Source organism: Zooshikella sp. RANM57, assembly GCF_050749885.1.
Classification (GTDB): domain Bacteria; phylum Pseudomonadota; class Gammaproteobacteria; order Pseudomonadales; family Zooshikellaceae; genus Zooshikella.
Genome location: NZ_JBOIUB010000006.1, coordinates 306,216 through 323,548 on the forward strand (window position 1 = coordinate 306,216; position 17,333 = coordinate 323,548).

At 39.4% G+C, this 17,333-nt stretch carries 13 protein-coding genes; 8 read left to right on the forward strand and 5 right to left on the reverse strand.

Going from position 1 to position 17,333, the window contains the following annotated elements; translation table 11 throughout:
* Window positions 1–104: 104 nt before the first annotated feature.
* The 3 genes from argA (at window position 105) to ACQ96U_RS14770 (ending at window position 4,747) form a co-directional block, all read left to right on the forward strand.
* Window positions 105–1,418, forward strand: coding sequence for an amino-acid N-acetyltransferase (gene argA / locus ACQ96U_RS14760; RefSeq protein ID WP_431722038.1), 1,314 nt, complete (start codon window positions 105–107; stop codon window positions 1,416–1,418).
* 831 nt (window positions 1,419–2,249) lie between these two features.
* The gene (locus ACQ96U_RS14765) at window positions 2,250–3,782 is read left to right on the forward strand and encodes a hypothetical protein (RefSeq protein WP_431722039.1); all 1,533 of its coding nucleotides are present in this window, start codon (window positions 2,250–2,252) and stop codon (window positions 3,780–3,782) included.
* A gap of 140 nt (window positions 3,783–3,922) precedes the next feature.
* Window positions 3,923–4,747 carry a LysM peptidoglycan-binding domain-containing protein gene (locus ACQ96U_RS14770; protein WP_431722040.1) on the forward strand — a complete coding sequence of 275 codons (825 nt, stop codon included), beginning with the start codon at window positions 3,923–3,925 and terminating at the stop codon, window positions 4,745–4,747.
* Window positions 4,748–4,768: 21 nt separating this feature from the next.
* Here the strand turns inward: ACQ96U_RS14770 and ACQ96U_RS14775 are convergent, their stop codons facing one another.
* Complete coding sequence (locus ACQ96U_RS14775; RefSeq protein ID WP_431722041.1) at window positions 4,769–6,064, reverse strand: hypothetical protein; 1,296 nt, start codon at window positions 6,062–6,064, stop codon at window positions 4,769–4,771.
* Window positions 6,065–6,803: 739 nt separating this feature from the next.
* Between ACQ96U_RS14775 and ilvD the strand changes: the two genes are divergently transcribed.
* The gene (gene ilvD / locus ACQ96U_RS14780; RefSeq protein WP_431722042.1) at window positions 6,804–8,660 is read left to right on the forward strand and encodes a dihydroxy-acid dehydratase; all 1,857 of its coding nucleotides are present in this window, start codon (window positions 6,804–6,806) and stop codon (window positions 8,658–8,660) included.
* Window positions 8,661–8,762: 102 nt separating this feature from the next.
* On the opposite strand, the gene ACQ96U_RS14785 is transcribed toward ilvD, so the two are convergent.
* Both ACQ96U_RS14785 and ACQ96U_RS14790 read right to left on the reverse strand, forming a co-directional pair.
* Window positions 8,763–9,284 (reverse strand): dihydrofolate reductase, encoded by a 522-nt coding sequence (locus tag ACQ96U_RS14785; protein WP_431722043.1) that lies wholly within the window; start codon window positions 9,282–9,284, stop codon window positions 8,763–8,765.
* 48 nt (window positions 9,285–9,332) lie between these two features.
* On the reverse strand, window positions 9,333–10,436 hold the full coding sequence (locus ACQ96U_RS14790; protein WP_431722044.1) for a hypothetical protein: 1,104 nt from the start codon (window positions 10,434–10,436) through the stop codon (window positions 9,333–9,335).
* A 330-nt stretch (window positions 10,437–10,766) separates the two neighbouring features.
* Between ACQ96U_RS14790 and ACQ96U_RS14795 the strand changes: the two genes are divergently transcribed.
* Window positions 10,767–11,705, forward strand: coding sequence for a cation diffusion facilitator family transporter (locus ACQ96U_RS14795; protein WP_431722045.1), 939 nt, complete (start codon window positions 10,767–10,769; stop codon window positions 11,703–11,705).
* A gap of 79 nt (window positions 11,706–11,784) precedes the next feature.
* On the opposite strand, the gene ACQ96U_RS14800 is transcribed toward ACQ96U_RS14795, so the two are convergent.
* Window positions 11,785–13,968 (reverse strand): response regulator, encoded by a 2,184-nt coding sequence (locus tag ACQ96U_RS14800; protein ID WP_431722046.1) that lies wholly within the window; start codon window positions 13,966–13,968, stop codon window positions 11,785–11,787.
* A gap of 73 nt (window positions 13,969–14,041) precedes the next feature.
* Here ACQ96U_RS14800 and ACQ96U_RS14805 point away from each other — a divergent pair, with 73 nt between their 5' ends.
* From ACQ96U_RS14805 to ACQ96U_RS14815, 3 genes are all read left to right on the forward strand, one after another.
* Complete coding sequence (locus ACQ96U_RS14805) at window positions 14,042–14,245, forward strand: hypothetical protein (RefSeq protein WP_431722047.1); 204 nt, start codon at window positions 14,042–14,044, stop codon at window positions 14,243–14,245.
* A 414-nt stretch (window positions 14,246–14,659) separates the two neighbouring features.
* On the forward strand, window positions 14,660–14,941 hold the full coding sequence (locus tag ACQ96U_RS14810; RefSeq protein ID WP_431722048.1) for a DUF427 domain-containing protein: 282 nt from the start codon (window positions 14,660–14,662) through the stop codon (window positions 14,939–14,941).
* Window positions 14,942–15,058: 117 nt separating this feature from the next.
* Window positions 15,059–15,898, forward strand: coding sequence for an OmpA family protein (locus ACQ96U_RS14815; protein WP_431722049.1), 840 nt, complete (start codon window positions 15,059–15,061; stop codon window positions 15,896–15,898).
* Window positions 15,899–16,103: 205 nt separating this feature from the next.
* Here ACQ96U_RS14815 and ACQ96U_RS14820 read toward each other — a convergent pair whose 3' ends face one another.
* Window positions 16,104–16,982 carry a MurR/RpiR family transcriptional regulator gene (locus tag ACQ96U_RS14820; protein WP_431722050.1) on the reverse strand — a complete coding sequence of 293 codons (879 nt, stop codon included), beginning with the start codon at window positions 16,980–16,982 and terminating at the stop codon, window positions 16,104–16,106.
* Window positions 16,983–17,333 lie beyond the last annotated feature (351 nt).

A 17,333-nucleotide genomic window follows, 5' to 3' on the forward strand; every position in this document is an offset into this window, starting at 1 on the left:
TCGAAAACAAAAAGATTTTAGCAACTAGCCGCTAATAGATGATTAGGTATAATAATTCAGTTTGATGTACGTTAAGCATAAACCGTTTTGATGAGCCTGTTAGCATGGTAGATTTTTCTTCACCTGAGTACATTCACTTTTTCCGCCACTCTTCGCCTTACATTAATGCTCACCGAGGAAAAACCTTCGTGCTGATGTTAAGTGGAGAAGCCGTTCAAGATAACAACTTTGCCAATACAATCCATGATATTGCCTTGCTTAACAGTTTGGGTGTACGTCTTGTATTAGTCATTGGTGCCAGACCACAAATTGATGAGCGGCTTGCACACAGTGAAATAACATGTGCTTACTACAAAAATATACGAGTGACAGATAAGGATGTTTTAGAAATTGTAAAAGATGCTGTAGGTAACATTCGCACCAAAACAGAAGCGATGTTATCTATGGGGTTAGCAAACTCGCCTATGCATAACGCTCGCATTCGAGTCATTAGTGGTAACTTTGTCACCGCCAAACCACTGGGTGTTTTAGATGGTATTGACTTCCAGCATACAGGAGAAGTCAGACGGATCGATAATGAAGTCATTCATCAGCAGTTAGATCAAGGCTATGTTGTTCTACTCAATTGCTTGGGCTCTTCACCAACAGGAGAAGTATTTAATTTAGCCGCAGAAGATGTCGCCACCCAGACAGCGATTGCATTAAAGGCCGAAAAACTTATCGTCTTTGGCAAAGCACAAGGCGTTTATAGTCGCTCAGGGCAGCTTTTAAAAGCAATGACACCCGCAAAAGCAAGAGTAGTCATCCAAGAACAAGAAAATGAAGAAGCACTCAGACTTATGCAATCTTCTTTAGCGGCTTGCGCTGTTAATGTAAAACGCAGCCATATTATTAGTCATAGTATTGATGGTGCATTATTACAGGAACTCTTTACACGAGATGGTTCCGGTACACTTATTACTCACACAGGTTATGAAGAAGTAAGACAAGCTTCAATAGAAGACATCGGTGGTGTATTGGAATTAATTCAGCCTTTGGAAGAGCAAGGTATTTTAGTTCGTCGCTCAAGAAAACAGCTAGAGCGAGAAATTAATCAGTTTATGCTAATAGAGCGCGATGGCATGACAATAGGCTGCGCATCCATTCACGCCTTCACTGATGACAGTGCTGAGCTGGCTTGCTTTGCCATTCATTCTGACTACCGCGGCCATTCACACGGTGATCAGCTACTTACCTTCTGTGAAGAATATGCTATTAACCACGGTATTCGAAATTTATTTGTGCTGACAACTCGAACTGCACACTGGTTTCTTGAAAGAGGTTTCCAGACAGCCAAAGTAACTGACCTTCCAGAGAAAAAACAGGCACTCTATAATTTCCAGAGAAATTCGAAAGTATTCGTCAAAAAGTTAAAATAAAAATTGATATGCATGAACAGGCATATTTCATTGCAATCAATAATAAATTTTAATCTGTAAAGGTAATAAAGGGAAAGATCGCTTTAAAAGGCAAGCACCACGGAAGGTGTGCCTGTCTAACTCACAAAACGCTTACACACTACGTATAAAAATCAAACACTGGTAACATGTATTACTAATTTGTCGTGAATCTAAAAGAAAGTAGTATCCGGCCAAAAACAAACAAGGATAAACACTAGGTAATTTATGCATATATGATTCATGAAGTTTATTAATTCGCAAATATGCTCTTTTTTCCAAAAAAAATTTCCTCTTTTACATTGTTGTTTGGCATACTTTTTGAGAAAGCATTTTTACCCTAAAAATGCTTTATTATGAAAGGCTAAACTCTAACGCTACATTCTTAGCGAGAATAAACTTTAACTCATTCCAGCCAAGTAGATATTTTTTAACCAATAAGTAACTATACAGAAGATGACTTCAATCAATTTTGTTTGAAAAAAAGACTAGCCATCCATTTACACTTTGTGACATAATTCACACCACATTAATACATCACTTGTCTCTGACATAGGTGTATTTGTCAGATTATGGTTTGTTTATCTCCAATGTAGCCGACATTATGAGTATTTTTTTATGAAAAATATTCTAAACGGACTTTTGTAAGTTAATACAACAGGTAACACCTAAAATAATAATTTCAAAAATTCATTGAAGAATAAAATCGTTGAGACTCTAAATACATAAAGCTAAAAACTCAACATTAAAAGCAAGCCATATCAAGTGGAAATGGGCTAAACAATCTTTTGTTACTCATATAAGGAAGTAGAAATGAAACTAACTCAACCTCTTTTTCCTGTATCATTACTTGCATTTGCCATTGCATCGCAAGCCAGTGCATCAGTAAGTATTGATGAACAAAAAGCAGTGAGCGAGTACTTAAATCGCTTTTATCAAAGTACTCAAGAGGTCATGAATGAAGTTCCAGCTAAATACAATCTAAATGGTGAAAAAATAGAAGCTTCTACAGTTTTCACCAAAGAACAAATTGAGTCCAATGACTTTGTTCTAGAAAAAGATTTATTTAGAACAGACATCATTCATAAACCATCTAGCGACAAAAAAAGTCGTAAAAAACGTTCTCCAATCCAATACAATGATAACCCCGCTCGACTAGTAGATAATGGTAATCAACTTATTAAAAACATTCACACTATTGATGCCAAAAATCTACGTTCAGCTAAGTTAAATGAGCAACCCTGGTCTGATACTTACTGGCCTCTCTACAAAGGTGCATTAGGTGATCGTTACGGAGATTCAGGCTTAGGTTATCAAAGTAACTGGTATGATTATTGGACTTACGCCAACCAAACAAATCCTCCACAAAACTATGTAAATAATGGCAATATTGATGCTTTATCACCTTCTGAAAAATATGATCTACTGGTAGGTGATAGCAATTACACATTAACAAGTTCAATGTGGAAAATGGGTAAAGGCTATTTTGACAGTAATGGCAGTGTTGAGCGCTGGATGGGTCTATGTCATGGTTGGGCTCCAGCAGCTTATATGTTACCTCGCCCTAAAAATACAGTTACTGTAAAATCACCTGATGGTGTAGACATTAAATTCTACCCTTCTGATATTAAAGCATTAGGCACACTGTTATGGGCAGAAGCATCTCCCAGAACACGTTTTATTGGTGGTCGCTGTAATACCAAAAATCCAAAACAAGACGAAAATGGTCGTGTAATTGATCAACAATGTTTTGATAATAACCCTGGTAGCTGGCACCAATCTGTTGTAAACCAAATCGGTGTTAACAAACGCAGCTTTGTACTTGATGCTACTTATGACTATCAAGTATGGAATCAACCTGTTTATCAATATTCTTACACTTACTTCAACCCCGAAACAGGTAAAGCATTCAATAGCGCTAAAGATGCCATGATTAAACTGGCTGACTTCAGCCGCGATAAGTTTACTAAATACCGTGGTAATGCTACTTATGTAGTGGGCGTTCAAATGAGCATGACCTATATGGTTGAAACCAGCCCAACACATCGTAGCACAGATACACCTCGTTATGATGGTAAAACAACCGTACGTTATACTTATGACTTAGAATTAGATGGTCAAGGTAATATCGTGGGTGGTGAATGGTACAATAACCGTCATCCTGACTTCCTGTGGACACCAGGACCTGACGGCCGTGCAGTATCCATGTATAACCCAGGTGGTAATTGGCAAAAAGGCCAGCCTATTCCTTCTGACTGGAAAGGCTACGCTACCTATGTATCTCGCTATGACCAACCATTAACAAGTATTGTTGAGCAACTGTTTAACTGGTCAGCCGGTCAGTAAAACGTTGTAGATTAATTTCTACCAAAAAGGTATGGAGTCACTCCATACCTTTTCAACATTTTAAACCATCTATCCTTAAACCAGCTGCAAAACAGTTAGTCTGCTACCCTTAATGATATTGGCAATTGCTGGGTAGTAAGATGACAACTAAATACCTAATTAAACGTGGTGATACACTAACCTCAATTGCAGCAAAATATCGTTTATCATTAAAACAACTCATTACAGCAAATCCTCACCTTGCTGAAAATCCTGATTTAATTTACGCTGGCGACACACTTTTAATTCCAGATGTTCACATAGACCAAACACCTTCAGCTGAAAAAAAAACACTGTCACCTAAGGATGTTACACCTCCCCCAAAAATAAAAAATACAAAGCCAACAATTGAAACATCATCAATCAATCATGCTGACTGTTATCAACACGCAGCTAATCAGCTTGGGGTCGATCATGCGGTGGTTAAAGCCGTGGCTGTTGTTGAAAGCTGTGGCAAAGCATTTATTGCTAAAAATAAACCCGCGATATTATTTGAAGCGCACATATTTAGCCGATTAACACAGCATCAATTTGATGAAGCTTATCCACATATATCCTCTCGAAAATGGAACCCAAAACTCTACAAAGGTGGTTTAAAAGAATATCAACGACTCGAGGAAGCAAAATTACTCAATAAAAAAGAAGCGTTAAAATCAGCTTCTTGGGGAAAGTTTCAAATAATGGGCTTTAACTACCAACTTGCAGGTTTTGAAACAGTGGATACATTTGTTGAAGCGATGTGCAACAGTGAAGAAGCCCAGCTAATGGCATTTGTAACATTTATTGAAGCACATAAGACTATGCTTCAAGCTTTACGAAATCATGACTGGGCTAAGTTTGCCAAGTGTTATAATGGTCCTGCTTATGCCAAAAATCACTATGACATAAAGCTTGCAGATGCCTATCAGCAGGCATTAAACACTTGACATATTTTCCTTATTGATAAATCAGTAAGCGCGATAGTCTTGCGTGACTACCTCAATATATTTAATCTTTTTAAATGAATAGTGAAAAGAGGAATACTGTGATCCTGCATAACTTTTAAGAACGACTCGATTATTTTTAACCTCCATAACGGTTCCCGCTACCTTTTTATTATTTGTTAAGTATAAGTAGGCATTCCGACCGATATAGTTTTTAACATCTTCTACTTTATCAAGTTTCTTTTTTACTTCTTTTTCTATTTCATATCCCTCTGCTTCTATTTCAGAGGTTGATAATATTGATGATCTAGAGTCTGATTGACCATCTTCTCCCGTAGAAGCAGTATTGCTTGAAGTAGCATAGGTTGATGACCTTACAAAAAGTGGCTGAATGTATTCATTGTTTACCGAAACAAGTACATCTTTGAAAACTAGAATTTCTAGACCTTGCATAAAGTCTAAAGAACGCAAGTCAGCCCCATCATCAATATCAATATCAAAGCTCACTACACCTGAGTTTCTCATAAAGTCAGAAAAACGCTTGTTAAAAGGCTCAGAAAGCTTAAGCTGAAATTCATCAAAGTAATGATCAAATGAGGCAATAACATGTTCAATACATTCAGCTTCCTTTAACTTATGTGTGTTTTGGCAATACTTTAACCAGCGCTTATTAAAAGAGTCATCTCGATAGGTAAACCGCACACTTTGCAGTTCAGGCTCAACAAACATAAACTGCTGGGGTGTCAAATTTGGCAAATTTGCTAATTTGGTAGCGAATTCAAAACTGAAAAAATTACGCGTAGATGCTTTGGCGTTGAACTTTAATGCTTGATTGATTTGCTCATAGGTATAACTGGCACTTAGATCTATGGTCATTATGTTATAACCCATTTTACGCAGTGCTTTATTATCAATGTTCAACACTTTATCACTGACATCCGCTTGGCTTGGGAAGAAATCTTCAATAAGCTCTTCATTCAAAGGCAGTGATATCCCTTGCAATGCGAGGGTCAATGATTCAGGTATTTTTTTTGAGTTTGCTAAATCAAGATTCAGAAAATCCCAAATGGAAGGCAGTTTTAGGAGTGCTTTTTCTATTGTATAAGTTTGTTTTTCCTTATAAGGATAGAGCTTGATATCATTAATCGCGATTTCACCATCAATTGTTGTAGATACATCCTTATACTGGACTTGAACATAAGGTGATAAGACACTAACAAACTTATCTACATTTTTCTTGACAGTGTACTCCACATAAAACTTAGCCCCCACGATAACCGCAATAACTATACCGATTAAGAGACCAATTTTTTTACCCATCGTTAAGTATTCCCCAAATAAAACCCAGTATTTACACATGTTCAAAAAACATATGTCACAGCTACTTGTTTATCCACCAATTAAAGGCATGTTTATAATGAATAACTCGCTTTAAAATGAACTGTCAGACTTCTCCTGCCTCATACGGAATCTGTAATCTAAGCTTTATGTAAACCACTATGCTTATGCTATACCTAAAGCATTGGCAAAAAGCAGCAATAATACAAACCATTTCATGCAAAAAGCGTAATTTGTTGTTTCTACGCTATCTTAATATGACGCTAGTACAACACACTGTGGATTTCAGCAGTCCAGCTTTGAGTGATATGTTTTTGTGTCATTTTCCAGCAATAAAAGCGTTAAAATTGAATCTTAGCAAGATACTGAATCGTGTTAAAGCAGCAACAGTCGTTTAATTTTCAACCTTCTTGCTAACATCTTCACTGGCTCTTGAGTGTTTTAGCATGCACCTGAATGCAGAGTTGTACTCACACTCAACTCACTTTTATTAAAGCAAAGGATCGTTAAAGAGCAATATTCAGGGACTAGCTTCTCTTCCCCTACCCAATTGTGTATAGCCATTCTCTTAACATTTCATCTAAACCTGCCAGTCACTCAGCTCTTTATTCACACATCACAGTTGCGTAAACTGGCTTTATAAAACTATACCCATAACGAAGGTTTTTTAATTCGTGAAGGGTAGAAATAACTATCTGTGTTGTTTAGGAGTGTTTACCAAATGCCTGTTTATCGTTCGAAAACGTCAACCTATGGACGTAACATGGCTGGCGCCCGGGCACTGTGGCGTGCCACAGGAATGAAAGATGATGACTTCAACAAGCCCATTATCGCAATCGCAAATTCCTTTACTCAGTTTGTGCCTGGGCATGTCCATCTCAAAGACCTTGGCCAACTGGTTGCTCGTGAAATTGAAAAAGTGGGTGGTGTCGCTAAAGAATTTAATACCATTGCAGTTGATGATGGTATTGCTATGGGCCATGATGGCATGCTCTACAGCCTGCCTTCTCGTGAAATTATTGCTGACTCTGTTGAGTACATGTGTAACGCACACTGTGCAGATGCCCTTGTCTGTATCTCCAACTGCGACAAAATCACCCCTGGTATGTTAATGGCCGCCCTTCGCCTCAATATCCCTGTGGTTTTTGTTTCTGGCGGTCCCATGGAAGCGGGTAAAACCAAACTGGCAGACAAAACCATTAAGCTCGATTTAGTCGATGCGATGGTGGCTGCCGCCGACCCCACGGTAACCGATGAACAGGCTGAAGCTTATGAACGCAGCGCCTGTCCAACCTGTGGTTCCTGCTCTGGCATGTTCACCGCTAATTCAATGAATTGCTTAACAGAAGCACTTGGTCTCTCGCTACCTGGCAACGGAACAACACTCGCCACACATGCTGACCGTGAACAACTCTTTAAGCGAGCAGGACAACTCATTGTTGAGATTACCAAGCGCTATTACGAGCAAGACGAAGCACGTTTTCTGCCTCGTCAAATCGCTACAAAAGCCGCTTTTGAAAATGCCATGACACTTGATATCGCTATGGGTGGATCAACCAATACGATCCTTCACTTATTGGCAGCAGCCCAGGAGGCTGAAGTTGATTTTACCATGACCGATATTGACCGGCTTTCACGTAAAGTGCCCCATTTATGCAAGGTTGCGCCTTCTACTCCTGATTATCACATTGAAGATGTTCATCGCGCGGGTGGTATCATGTCGATACTCGGCGAATTAGAAAAGGGTGGACTACTGCATACCAATGTTTCAACAGTACATGCTCCAACCTTAGGTGATGCCCTTACCCAATGGGATATCACAAGGACACAAACGCCTGAAGTTCACAGCTTTTACCTTGCTGGACCTGCAGGCATTCCTACCCAGCAAGCATTTAGTCAATCCTGTCGCTGGGATTCTCTAGATCTTGACCGCGAACATGGCTGTATCCGTAGTGTAGAACATGCCTTCAGCAAGGAAGGCGGACTTGCGGTGCTCTTTGGTAACATTGCTGAAAATGGCTGTATTGTTAAAACAGCAGGTGTTGATCCCAGTATCTGGGCATTTGAAGGTAATGCACGGATATTCGAAAGTCAGGACGCTGCGGTAAAAGGTATTCTGGAAGATCAGGTGCAAGCAGGCGATGTGGTGATCATTCGCTATGAGGGTCCTCAAGGTGGTCCTGGTATGCAGGAAATGCTTTACCCCACCAGCTACCTCAAATCAAAAGGTTTGGGCAAACAATGTGCTCTACTGACAGATGGTAGATTTTCTGGTGGTACCTCAGGGCTGTCCATTGGTCATGTATCCCCTGAAGCAGCAGAAGGTGGCGCCATCGCGCTGGTTGAAAATGGCGACAAGATTCTGATTGATATCCCCAACCGAGTTATATCGCTTCAAGTTGATAGTGCAACGCTTGAAGCACGACGCAAAGCAATGGAAGCTAAAGGACAACAAGCCTGGCAACCAGCAAGCCCACGTAAACGTTGTGTGTCAACGGCGCTTAAAGCTTACGCCGCATTAGCAACCAGTGCCGATAAAGGTGGAGTCCGTAGCTTGGACCGTTTGAATCGACGCTAACTAAACTATTCAGCTTACTTCCAACCATGGGCCTCACTTTCAGGCCCATGTTTTCATCTTATGTCTTGCCTCGTCGTCCTGACCTAGTCTATCTCTACTTGATTATATGCTTGTTCCATCGGTATCAGCGCGCTGCCATACTTGATAGCTATAGTCGAGTGCCTGAGGCTCATAGTGATTAGCTTGCTCACTTACCATTTGCCACTCATTGTTAGACCATTCAGGAAAAACAGCATCACCGTCATATTCTTTGTGGATTTGGGTTAAATAAAGACGCGTCGCTTTTGGCAGAGCCTGACGATAAATTTCTCCTCCACCAATAATCACAACTTCATCAACGCCATTGATAAAAGCGATGTTTTCAGCAAGCGTTAATGCCTCTTCTAAGCTGTGAACAACCTGGACTCCCTCATGTTGATACGCTTGATCACGAGTAATAACAATGTTACTGCGGCCAGGAAGTGGACGACCCAGTGAAACGAACGTTTTACGGCCCATAATAATAGGCTTGCCCATGGTGACATGCTTGAAATACTTTAACTCTCCAGGAATATACCAAGGAAGTTTCCCATTAACTCCAATAACACGATTCGCCGCTAAAGCAGCAATCATTGCAACCTGCATATAGGATCTCTCAAGCGATAACAGACAAGAAGAAAAGCATGAACACTATCAGGTGATGGTAGAAAAGGCTACAGCCTGTTGATTCCTGTGCACATCGCTGGTCACACTTGCTAAACGTTGCAACAATATTTTACTTGAGACTGGCCATGAAATGCTCCCCGCAAGCACTCCAATGCTAAACAAATAGCGTTGATAGAGGGTTTTGGGTAAACAATTAATTATTTTATCCGCCATATGACAAGCTGCTGCGGCTGGTGTTTCTGGCAATACCATAAACACACTTCCATTTTCATCATAAAATATCCAATCACTAGCACGTGTAACCGCACTATTAATTACGCTTGCCAACTCCGAATGGACAGACTCTACTTCATCCCTATCAAGTTTACGTTCATCATGAGGCGTCATCACCAGCTTGAGTAACGCTAATGGCGCGCCACTGCGAGAGCTTCGCTTAACCTCAGCATTAACCACACCAGGTAAATAACCAAAGCTCACCCATCCAGTAATAGGGTGAGCCTCCGTTAAACAAAGCTTTTTTTCTGTAAGTTGAGGTGCATGTTGCTGATGCGTTAACAACCGATATTGTTTATGCTGTACCCAGAAAATAGCGACCATTCCGAACCAATATGCCAACAACAGACCTGATAACCAGTAATTTGTTTCGCCGCCTTGAAGCCACAATGTAATCAATGGAGGAAATAACAAACAGGTTTGATAACCCATGGTCAGCAAACCACTAAACGTATACAGCACGCAACTTGCGGAGATAAATCCTGCCGTCGCCGCGAGCAATGCAACTGCCAAGCTTTGAAACGACAGGCTAGAGAGCGCAATCGCAGTCATCCCCCCCCACAACAAACCACTAAATAAAATGCAGCAATACATGCCACACACCCATGCCAAAGGATAATGGAGATACCAACGTGCAAAATTGTGCACTAAAGAAAAACGAACTGAAGCAAGTAACACCAGACAAGCAGTCATCAATGTTGTTAGTAATGGTACCTGTTGAAGCAAATCTCCCCAAAAGACAATCGCTAGCCATATAACCAGATACAGCCACATGCCCACCTTCGCATTCTGTACTAATACTTCATGCTCATCGGAGTTAAGGGAAAATGGGTGCAACAACATCGTGTTGGAATTCATAACCAACCTTAAACTAGCCGCTTTTCTTTTAGCTTTATCTATATCTTTTAATGTTGCAAATAAAAATAGACTCTAGAAAGCACTTAACACAAAGCCCATTAGCGATAACTGCAACGCTGGTAAAGAGAAGCGTTAACCAAATGAGTGTTATTGAAACCCCACTTTCAGCCTCACTGTTGCACAGCAAAATAATATTTTTTTTTGCATAACATCACGCATTGAGTATTAATAAACATTACTAACAGCAAATTAATCCCTTATTCAAATTGATTTTTACAAATGACTTTTTATCATCGACCTCCTCAACCGAATGTAAATGGAGAAATTTAAATGGCATCGGGGTCCAAAAAGGTCGTCATCGCGGCATTAATTGGTAATGGGCTAGTAGCGATTACTAAGTTTGTGGCTTCCATAATGACTGGAAGCTCAGCAATGTTTTCTGAAGCCATTCACTCAATAGTGGATAGCGGCAACCAAATACTTTTGCTTTTTGGCCTTAAGCAGTCTGAAAAACCCGCCAGCGAAGACTACCCTTTTGGGCATGGAAAAGAAGTCTATTTTTGGAGTTTTGTGGTCGCTATATTAATTTTTTCAGCAGGCGCTGGCATTTCGATTTATGAAGGCATTCACCATTTAATGAGTCCAAGCCCACTAGAAAACGTATTGGTAAACTATATCGTATTAACGCTTGCCCTTCTGTTTGAGGGTGCTGCATGGTATATGGCATGGAGAGAGTTCGAGCATACTCGTGGTAAAAACTCACTCTTTCAAGCAGTCCATCAGGCCAAAGACCCTTCAATTTTTGTCGTATTTTTTGAGGATAGTGCCGCAATTTTAGGCCTGATTGTTGCGCTAATCGGCATCACCTTAGGACATCTAACAGGCAATCCTATCTATGATGGCATTGCCTCAATTTTGATTGGTTGTATTTTGGCAGGAACAGCAGCTTGGCTCGCCTATGAAACTAAGAGCCTATTGATTGGTGAAAGTGCAAAACCTGCGACCCGCCAAGGCATACGTAAACTACTTACTAACCAACCTCATGTTGAGCATGTCAATGAAATTGCCACAATGCATATGGGACCTAACTTCATTCTCGCAACAATTAGTTTAGATTTTGAAGATCAAACACCTGCCGGCGTTGTAGAAAAAACCATTGCTCAACTTGACTGCCAAATTAAAACGGAGTACCCACTCGTCAAACGCGTTTTTATTGAAGTAAAATCACGAAAAGACATGACTAATGACAACAATCTTTTGAACGCATGATCAATTGACACTGAATTTAGTGGCATATCCCCTTTTCTATGAAGGGGATATATGCCTAATATGTCGTGTTAGTAGCAAATTATTGAATCGTTGAGAACTTCTCACTACACCAGTGGTTCAACATATTCGCTAAAACGTTTTGCGAAAATGGCTTGTAAATAAAGTCTTCATATAATTCACAACTAGCAATAAGCTCTCCTTGCTTATCACTTGATATTAAGCCAATAACCGGTGTTTCATTTATTAATAAACTTTTCAGTTCATCCACTGTAGGTACTGTACTTTTTGGTTTCAATAACGTATCCAACATAATTATGTCATAGCGAAATTGACTTGCTTGTAATATCAACTGCTCTTTACAATCAACAGCGGTCACATTACATCCTAATTTTTTTAATAGCGTTTTAATAACCAGTTGATGTGAATAACTATCTTCAGCAATTAAAATATTAATATTGCCTGGCTGATGATCTGAATTCACCAAAACCGTTTCTGATCCATCATTTAACATTTCTCGTGTTACTAGTACATCAGGCTCAGACAGCAATACTTTACCCAGCAACTGAAGTAATAAACGTGAACGGGCAGGTTTCAGTAAATACCCAGAAAACCCTGCTCTTTTTAAATCTTCTATATTACGTTGATAATTAGCAGATGTAAGCATAACTAATTTGGTTTTTGCAATTACAGGATCACTTTTAATGCCACGTCCTAACATTTCTCCATCCATCGCAGGCATCTTATAATCCAAGAGAGCAATATCGTAGGGATGTTTACTTAAAGCCTGTTGAGTTATCTTTTCCAGAGCTTCTGTCGCCGTTCTAGCAATATCACAGACCATCCCCCATCTACTCAACAAACGCTCCAATAGTTCACAGTTTTCTGTAACATCATCAACAATTAGAACACGAACGCCCTGTAAATCGACTTTATTTTTAACTTTAATTGGCACACCCGGAGCCAGGGGTAAACATAGTTTGATAGCTACTTCACCCTGTTTAGTTTGGGTTAACTCCCCCTGCAACTGCTTCACTAATTCACACGCAACAGCCAAATAAATATTTGGCATTTGTTTTTCTACATCATACACTCCTGTATCCATTTTTTTAGTTTGATTGACATTATAAACTTTAATTAATAGTGTTACACAATCAATTTGTTGATTAAGTAACTGAGTGTTGATGCATATTTCTCTGCGTTTTCCAAAACAATGTAACGCTATAGCAACGTTATAGATTACCTGCTGAATTCTTTTGGAATCTCCTTTGACTGGACCAGGAATATCATCAGCGTATACAATTGACACAGAAACAGGCTGTTCATTTATTCTATAGGTCAATTGGTCAGCAACCGTTTCAATCACCTGATAAAAATCAAACTCAACATGACATATATTTATTTTCCCTGCTTTTATTTTTCCATAATCTGTCACTTCAGACGCTAGTCTATATAATTTCTCACTAGCAGAATAAATAGCTTTAACTGACAGTTTTTCAAGCTGTTCTAACTTATTTTCTTCCAGCAAAGAAGTCATCGCCATTATGTTATTAACCGGCTCTTTCATTTCTTGACCCAGGTTGACTAAAAGGCCGGCTTCACCTTTTTGATGCTCTTTCACTGACTGGCAAATAGAACTCAGTTGCGATTTAGATTTTTGTAATTTTTTATTAGACTGCCAAAGTTGAATATTTTCATTTTTTTTGTCATTCAATATTTTTTTAAACACCTTTATTTTATAGATAGCCTCCATGAAAGCACCTATTAAAGGAATAACAAATGCGGTCGCAATCAAAAGTTTAGCTATAATATGATGTTGATGGTAAGAAACCACACTACCAAAAGCAACATGCAACTGTGCACTAAAAATTGGAAAAAGAAATAACAATACACTTTGCACAAAAAAACTTTGCTTACGTTCTCTGATATAGTGAATTAAAAAAACACCACCAATAATACACAAAATAGCAGGTGCTAACTCAATGATAATATTGAGTACAGCCGCTCCTACCTCAGCACTTGCAGTTATTCTATTAGCATCAACATATCCCTGCTGCAGTATAGTGCCAAGATAAGCGACTAATACGGCGTATAATACTACTAATAACCCGTGGCTACGATTATTTGGTATCCATTTAACTGCAATTAAAGTAAAAATAATGATAGATAACGCATGAATTTTCCCAATAGCCCACGCAATATTAAATAACTTATCGGTTAACTGACCATGCAGCAGAGATACCCTGTAATCAAAAAAAACATCCACAACCGCAATACAAACAAGTGCCAAAGCCAACGTTAATACAGTCGAAATATTTGCTAATGAAGCAAGCAGACACATGACTGAAAACATCAGCAGAGCACATAGTAAAGCAACCCAAGAAAGCGCAAAATGCCCAGTATGCTCTCCAAAACTGCCAAGCCACTCAAAAAAAGTCGAACTTACAAAATCTGTAGTAAATCCTTTACTTACAGCAAATAACAATAAAAGCGGTAAAAACGAGTATGCAATGACGCCAAGTGAAAACCATAAGTTTATATAACGACTTACCGTCCATTTGGACGTTAAAATAGAGCGATATTTAACATCATTCATCCACACTGCTTGATCCCTTTTGGTTGAGCTGTCCCAATTTTCAATTTTATTATGATTATATTTCATATTATAAAAGCATAGGCTCTATACAGCTTGTCAATATCCATACAAGCATATTCACTATACAGTAACACAGCTCAATAAAGGAGTCAGTGTTTTAACAAGAAAGTGAATTTCCGTATATTAAAGGGTGTAATGTAACTAATCCTCTTAGCAAGATAGGTAAACTGCTTTAAAAGTCGTATTAATAATCACTGAAATTTAAACAAAAATTCAGCTAAAGACGTTAGTTTACTTTCACAATAATTGGCATACCTCAAGTAGAGTATATTGTGTATTGTAAATTGGTGGGAGTGAACTTATGAAAGCCGTGTGGAATGGTGCTACACTGGCAGAAAGCAATGAAACAATCATCGTTGAAGGTAATCACTACTTTCCGCCTTCATCAGTTAACAACGGATTCTTCACTGCAAGTCATACACAAATGGATTGTCCATGGAAAGGAGTGGCCCATTATTTTCACATAAAAGTCGAAGATAAATTAAATGAAGATGCTGCTTGGTCATACCCCGACCCTAAGCCTGCAGCCAAAAAAATTAAACATTATATTGCCTTTTGGCATGGCGTAGTAATCACACGTTAACCACTGAAACTAGATAATGCTAATGTTAGTGTCACGTTATTGCGGCAAACTAATAAACCTTATCTATACTGGTCATGAACCCAGATAGCTGAAACCATGATAATAATGGAGAAAAAAATGAAACCATCCGTAAAAAGCAGGACGCTAGGACTCTTGGTTTTTTTGCCTATATTTCTTACTGGCTGTGCCACAAATGGTCCGTGGCATGAAGACTGGCGTAATTGTGCACTCGTAGGCGGTGGCTTGGGGGCCGTTGCAGGTTCATCAGCAGATGATGGTGAAGCAGCAGCAGTAGGCGCACTTGGCGGTGCATTATTAGGGGGATTTTTCTGCTCAATGATTGAGCATGATACCGATGATGATGGTGTTGTTGATAGTAAAGATAAATGTCCAGCAACACCACGCGGCGTTAAAGTCGATTACAATGGTTGCCCAGTTGATTCAGATAATGATGGGGTTCCTGATTATCGTGACCAATGTCCAAATACACCATTAAATACTCAGGTTGATAATAGAGGCTGTACATTAGATTCAGACAATGATGGTGTCGCAAACATGAAGGATCATTGTCCAAATACACCTCCTGGTGTAAAAGTGAATGCCATTGGCTGCTCAGAGGCACTTGCGCTTGAAGGTGTTCAGTTTGAGTTTAATTCTGCCAGATTAACAGGTACCTCTCATGAATACCTAAGTAAAGTTGCAGAAAAACTCCGCTTGCACACTAATACTAAAATAGAAGTTTCTGGACATACGGATAATGTCGGCAGTAATCGCTACAATTTGCGTCTGTCACAGCGCCGAGCAGAAGCTGTACGTAATTTCCTCGTTTCCCGTGGAGTCAACAGCAGCAACCTTAGTGCTGTGGGCTATGGTGAAGAAAAACCAATTACCAGTAATAGTACAGAAGCTGGCCGAGCAATGAATCGTCGTGTAGAACTTAATGTCGTTGATCATTAAAAAGCAATAAGCTTAAAAAAACACCCATCACATGATGGGTGTTTTTTTACAAACTGAATCAGCTATAGATAATTACTATACCCATAACGAAGGTTTTTTAGGGGCGGCCGTCAAGTGATGAAGCCCCAGGAGCTTATATTAATAAGTGACTGGGGTGAAGATCGCGGACAACAAACCCTAAAAATGATTCGTGAAGAGTATAATATCAAGTTTTGATTGGAGATACAGGTAACCGACTAGCTTGTAAACTCTCTTTGATACGTTTCAGGTGTTTTTGAAAATCAACACCACGCTTCAATGTTACTCCTGTAGCCAAAACATCCAATACTGTTAAGTGAATGATACGAGAAGACATTGGCATATATATATCAGTATCTTCTTGAACGATAACATCAATGGTTAACGAACATTCCTTCGCTAAGTAGGAATTTGGTGCAGTGATACCAATGACTGTTGCCCCACTTTCCCGAGCAATTTTTGCAATCTCAACCAACTCTCGGGTTCTTCCTGTATAGGAAATGATAACAATGACATCCCCAGTGTTAGCTACAGAGGCCATCATACGCATCATCAACACATCATCATAAGCCATCACTGGGATATTAAAACGGAAAAACTTATGCTGAGCATCCATGGCAACAGGACCTGAAGCACCAAGCCCTAAAAAGCTAATTTGCTTGGCTTGAATCAAAAAATCCACCGCCCGATTAATCACAGACGCATCCATAGACTGACGAGCTGCATCCAGGCAGGCCATATTCGTCGTAAAGATTTTTTGAGTATATTCTTCAGCCGTATCATCAATTTCTACGCTTCGGCTGACATAAGGCGTACCACTGGCCAGGCTTTGGGCCAGTTGCAACTTAAAATCCGGATAACCTTTTGCATCAAAACTGCGACAAAAGCGGTTAACGGTAGGCTCACTAACACTTGCCGCCTGAGCGAGTGCAGCAATACTATAACGCGTAGCAGATTGAGGATCTTTCAAAATGACATCAGCCACTTTGCGTTCAGAACGATTTAATTGTTCAAGGTTTTCGCGTATCCGCTCCAAAAGATTGGATGACTGACTGGGTAGGGCCATAAGTAAATACAGATTTTGTTTAATTTACTAAATACTAGATGCTCCATCACACAAACGACAGCAAACTTAATCACTCGATGTTCAAGTAAAAGCTCAGTTAAAGTAAGCAAACCTTAGAGGACTGCAGCATAATTGAGCTATAACGCTGTCAACGTTACCAGGCAATGGATATGAATGCGGCTATGATAGCTTGAAGCCTATGCTTAAGCTACCTAACAATCGCCACTTGAAGGTAATTAAACCACAACATGCCAATATGTAGTAAACTTTACAAAATTATTTGCAAAAAACCCACTTAGAAACTAAAATTTAATCACTTTTGTAATTTTATAACCACATATCAGATTACAA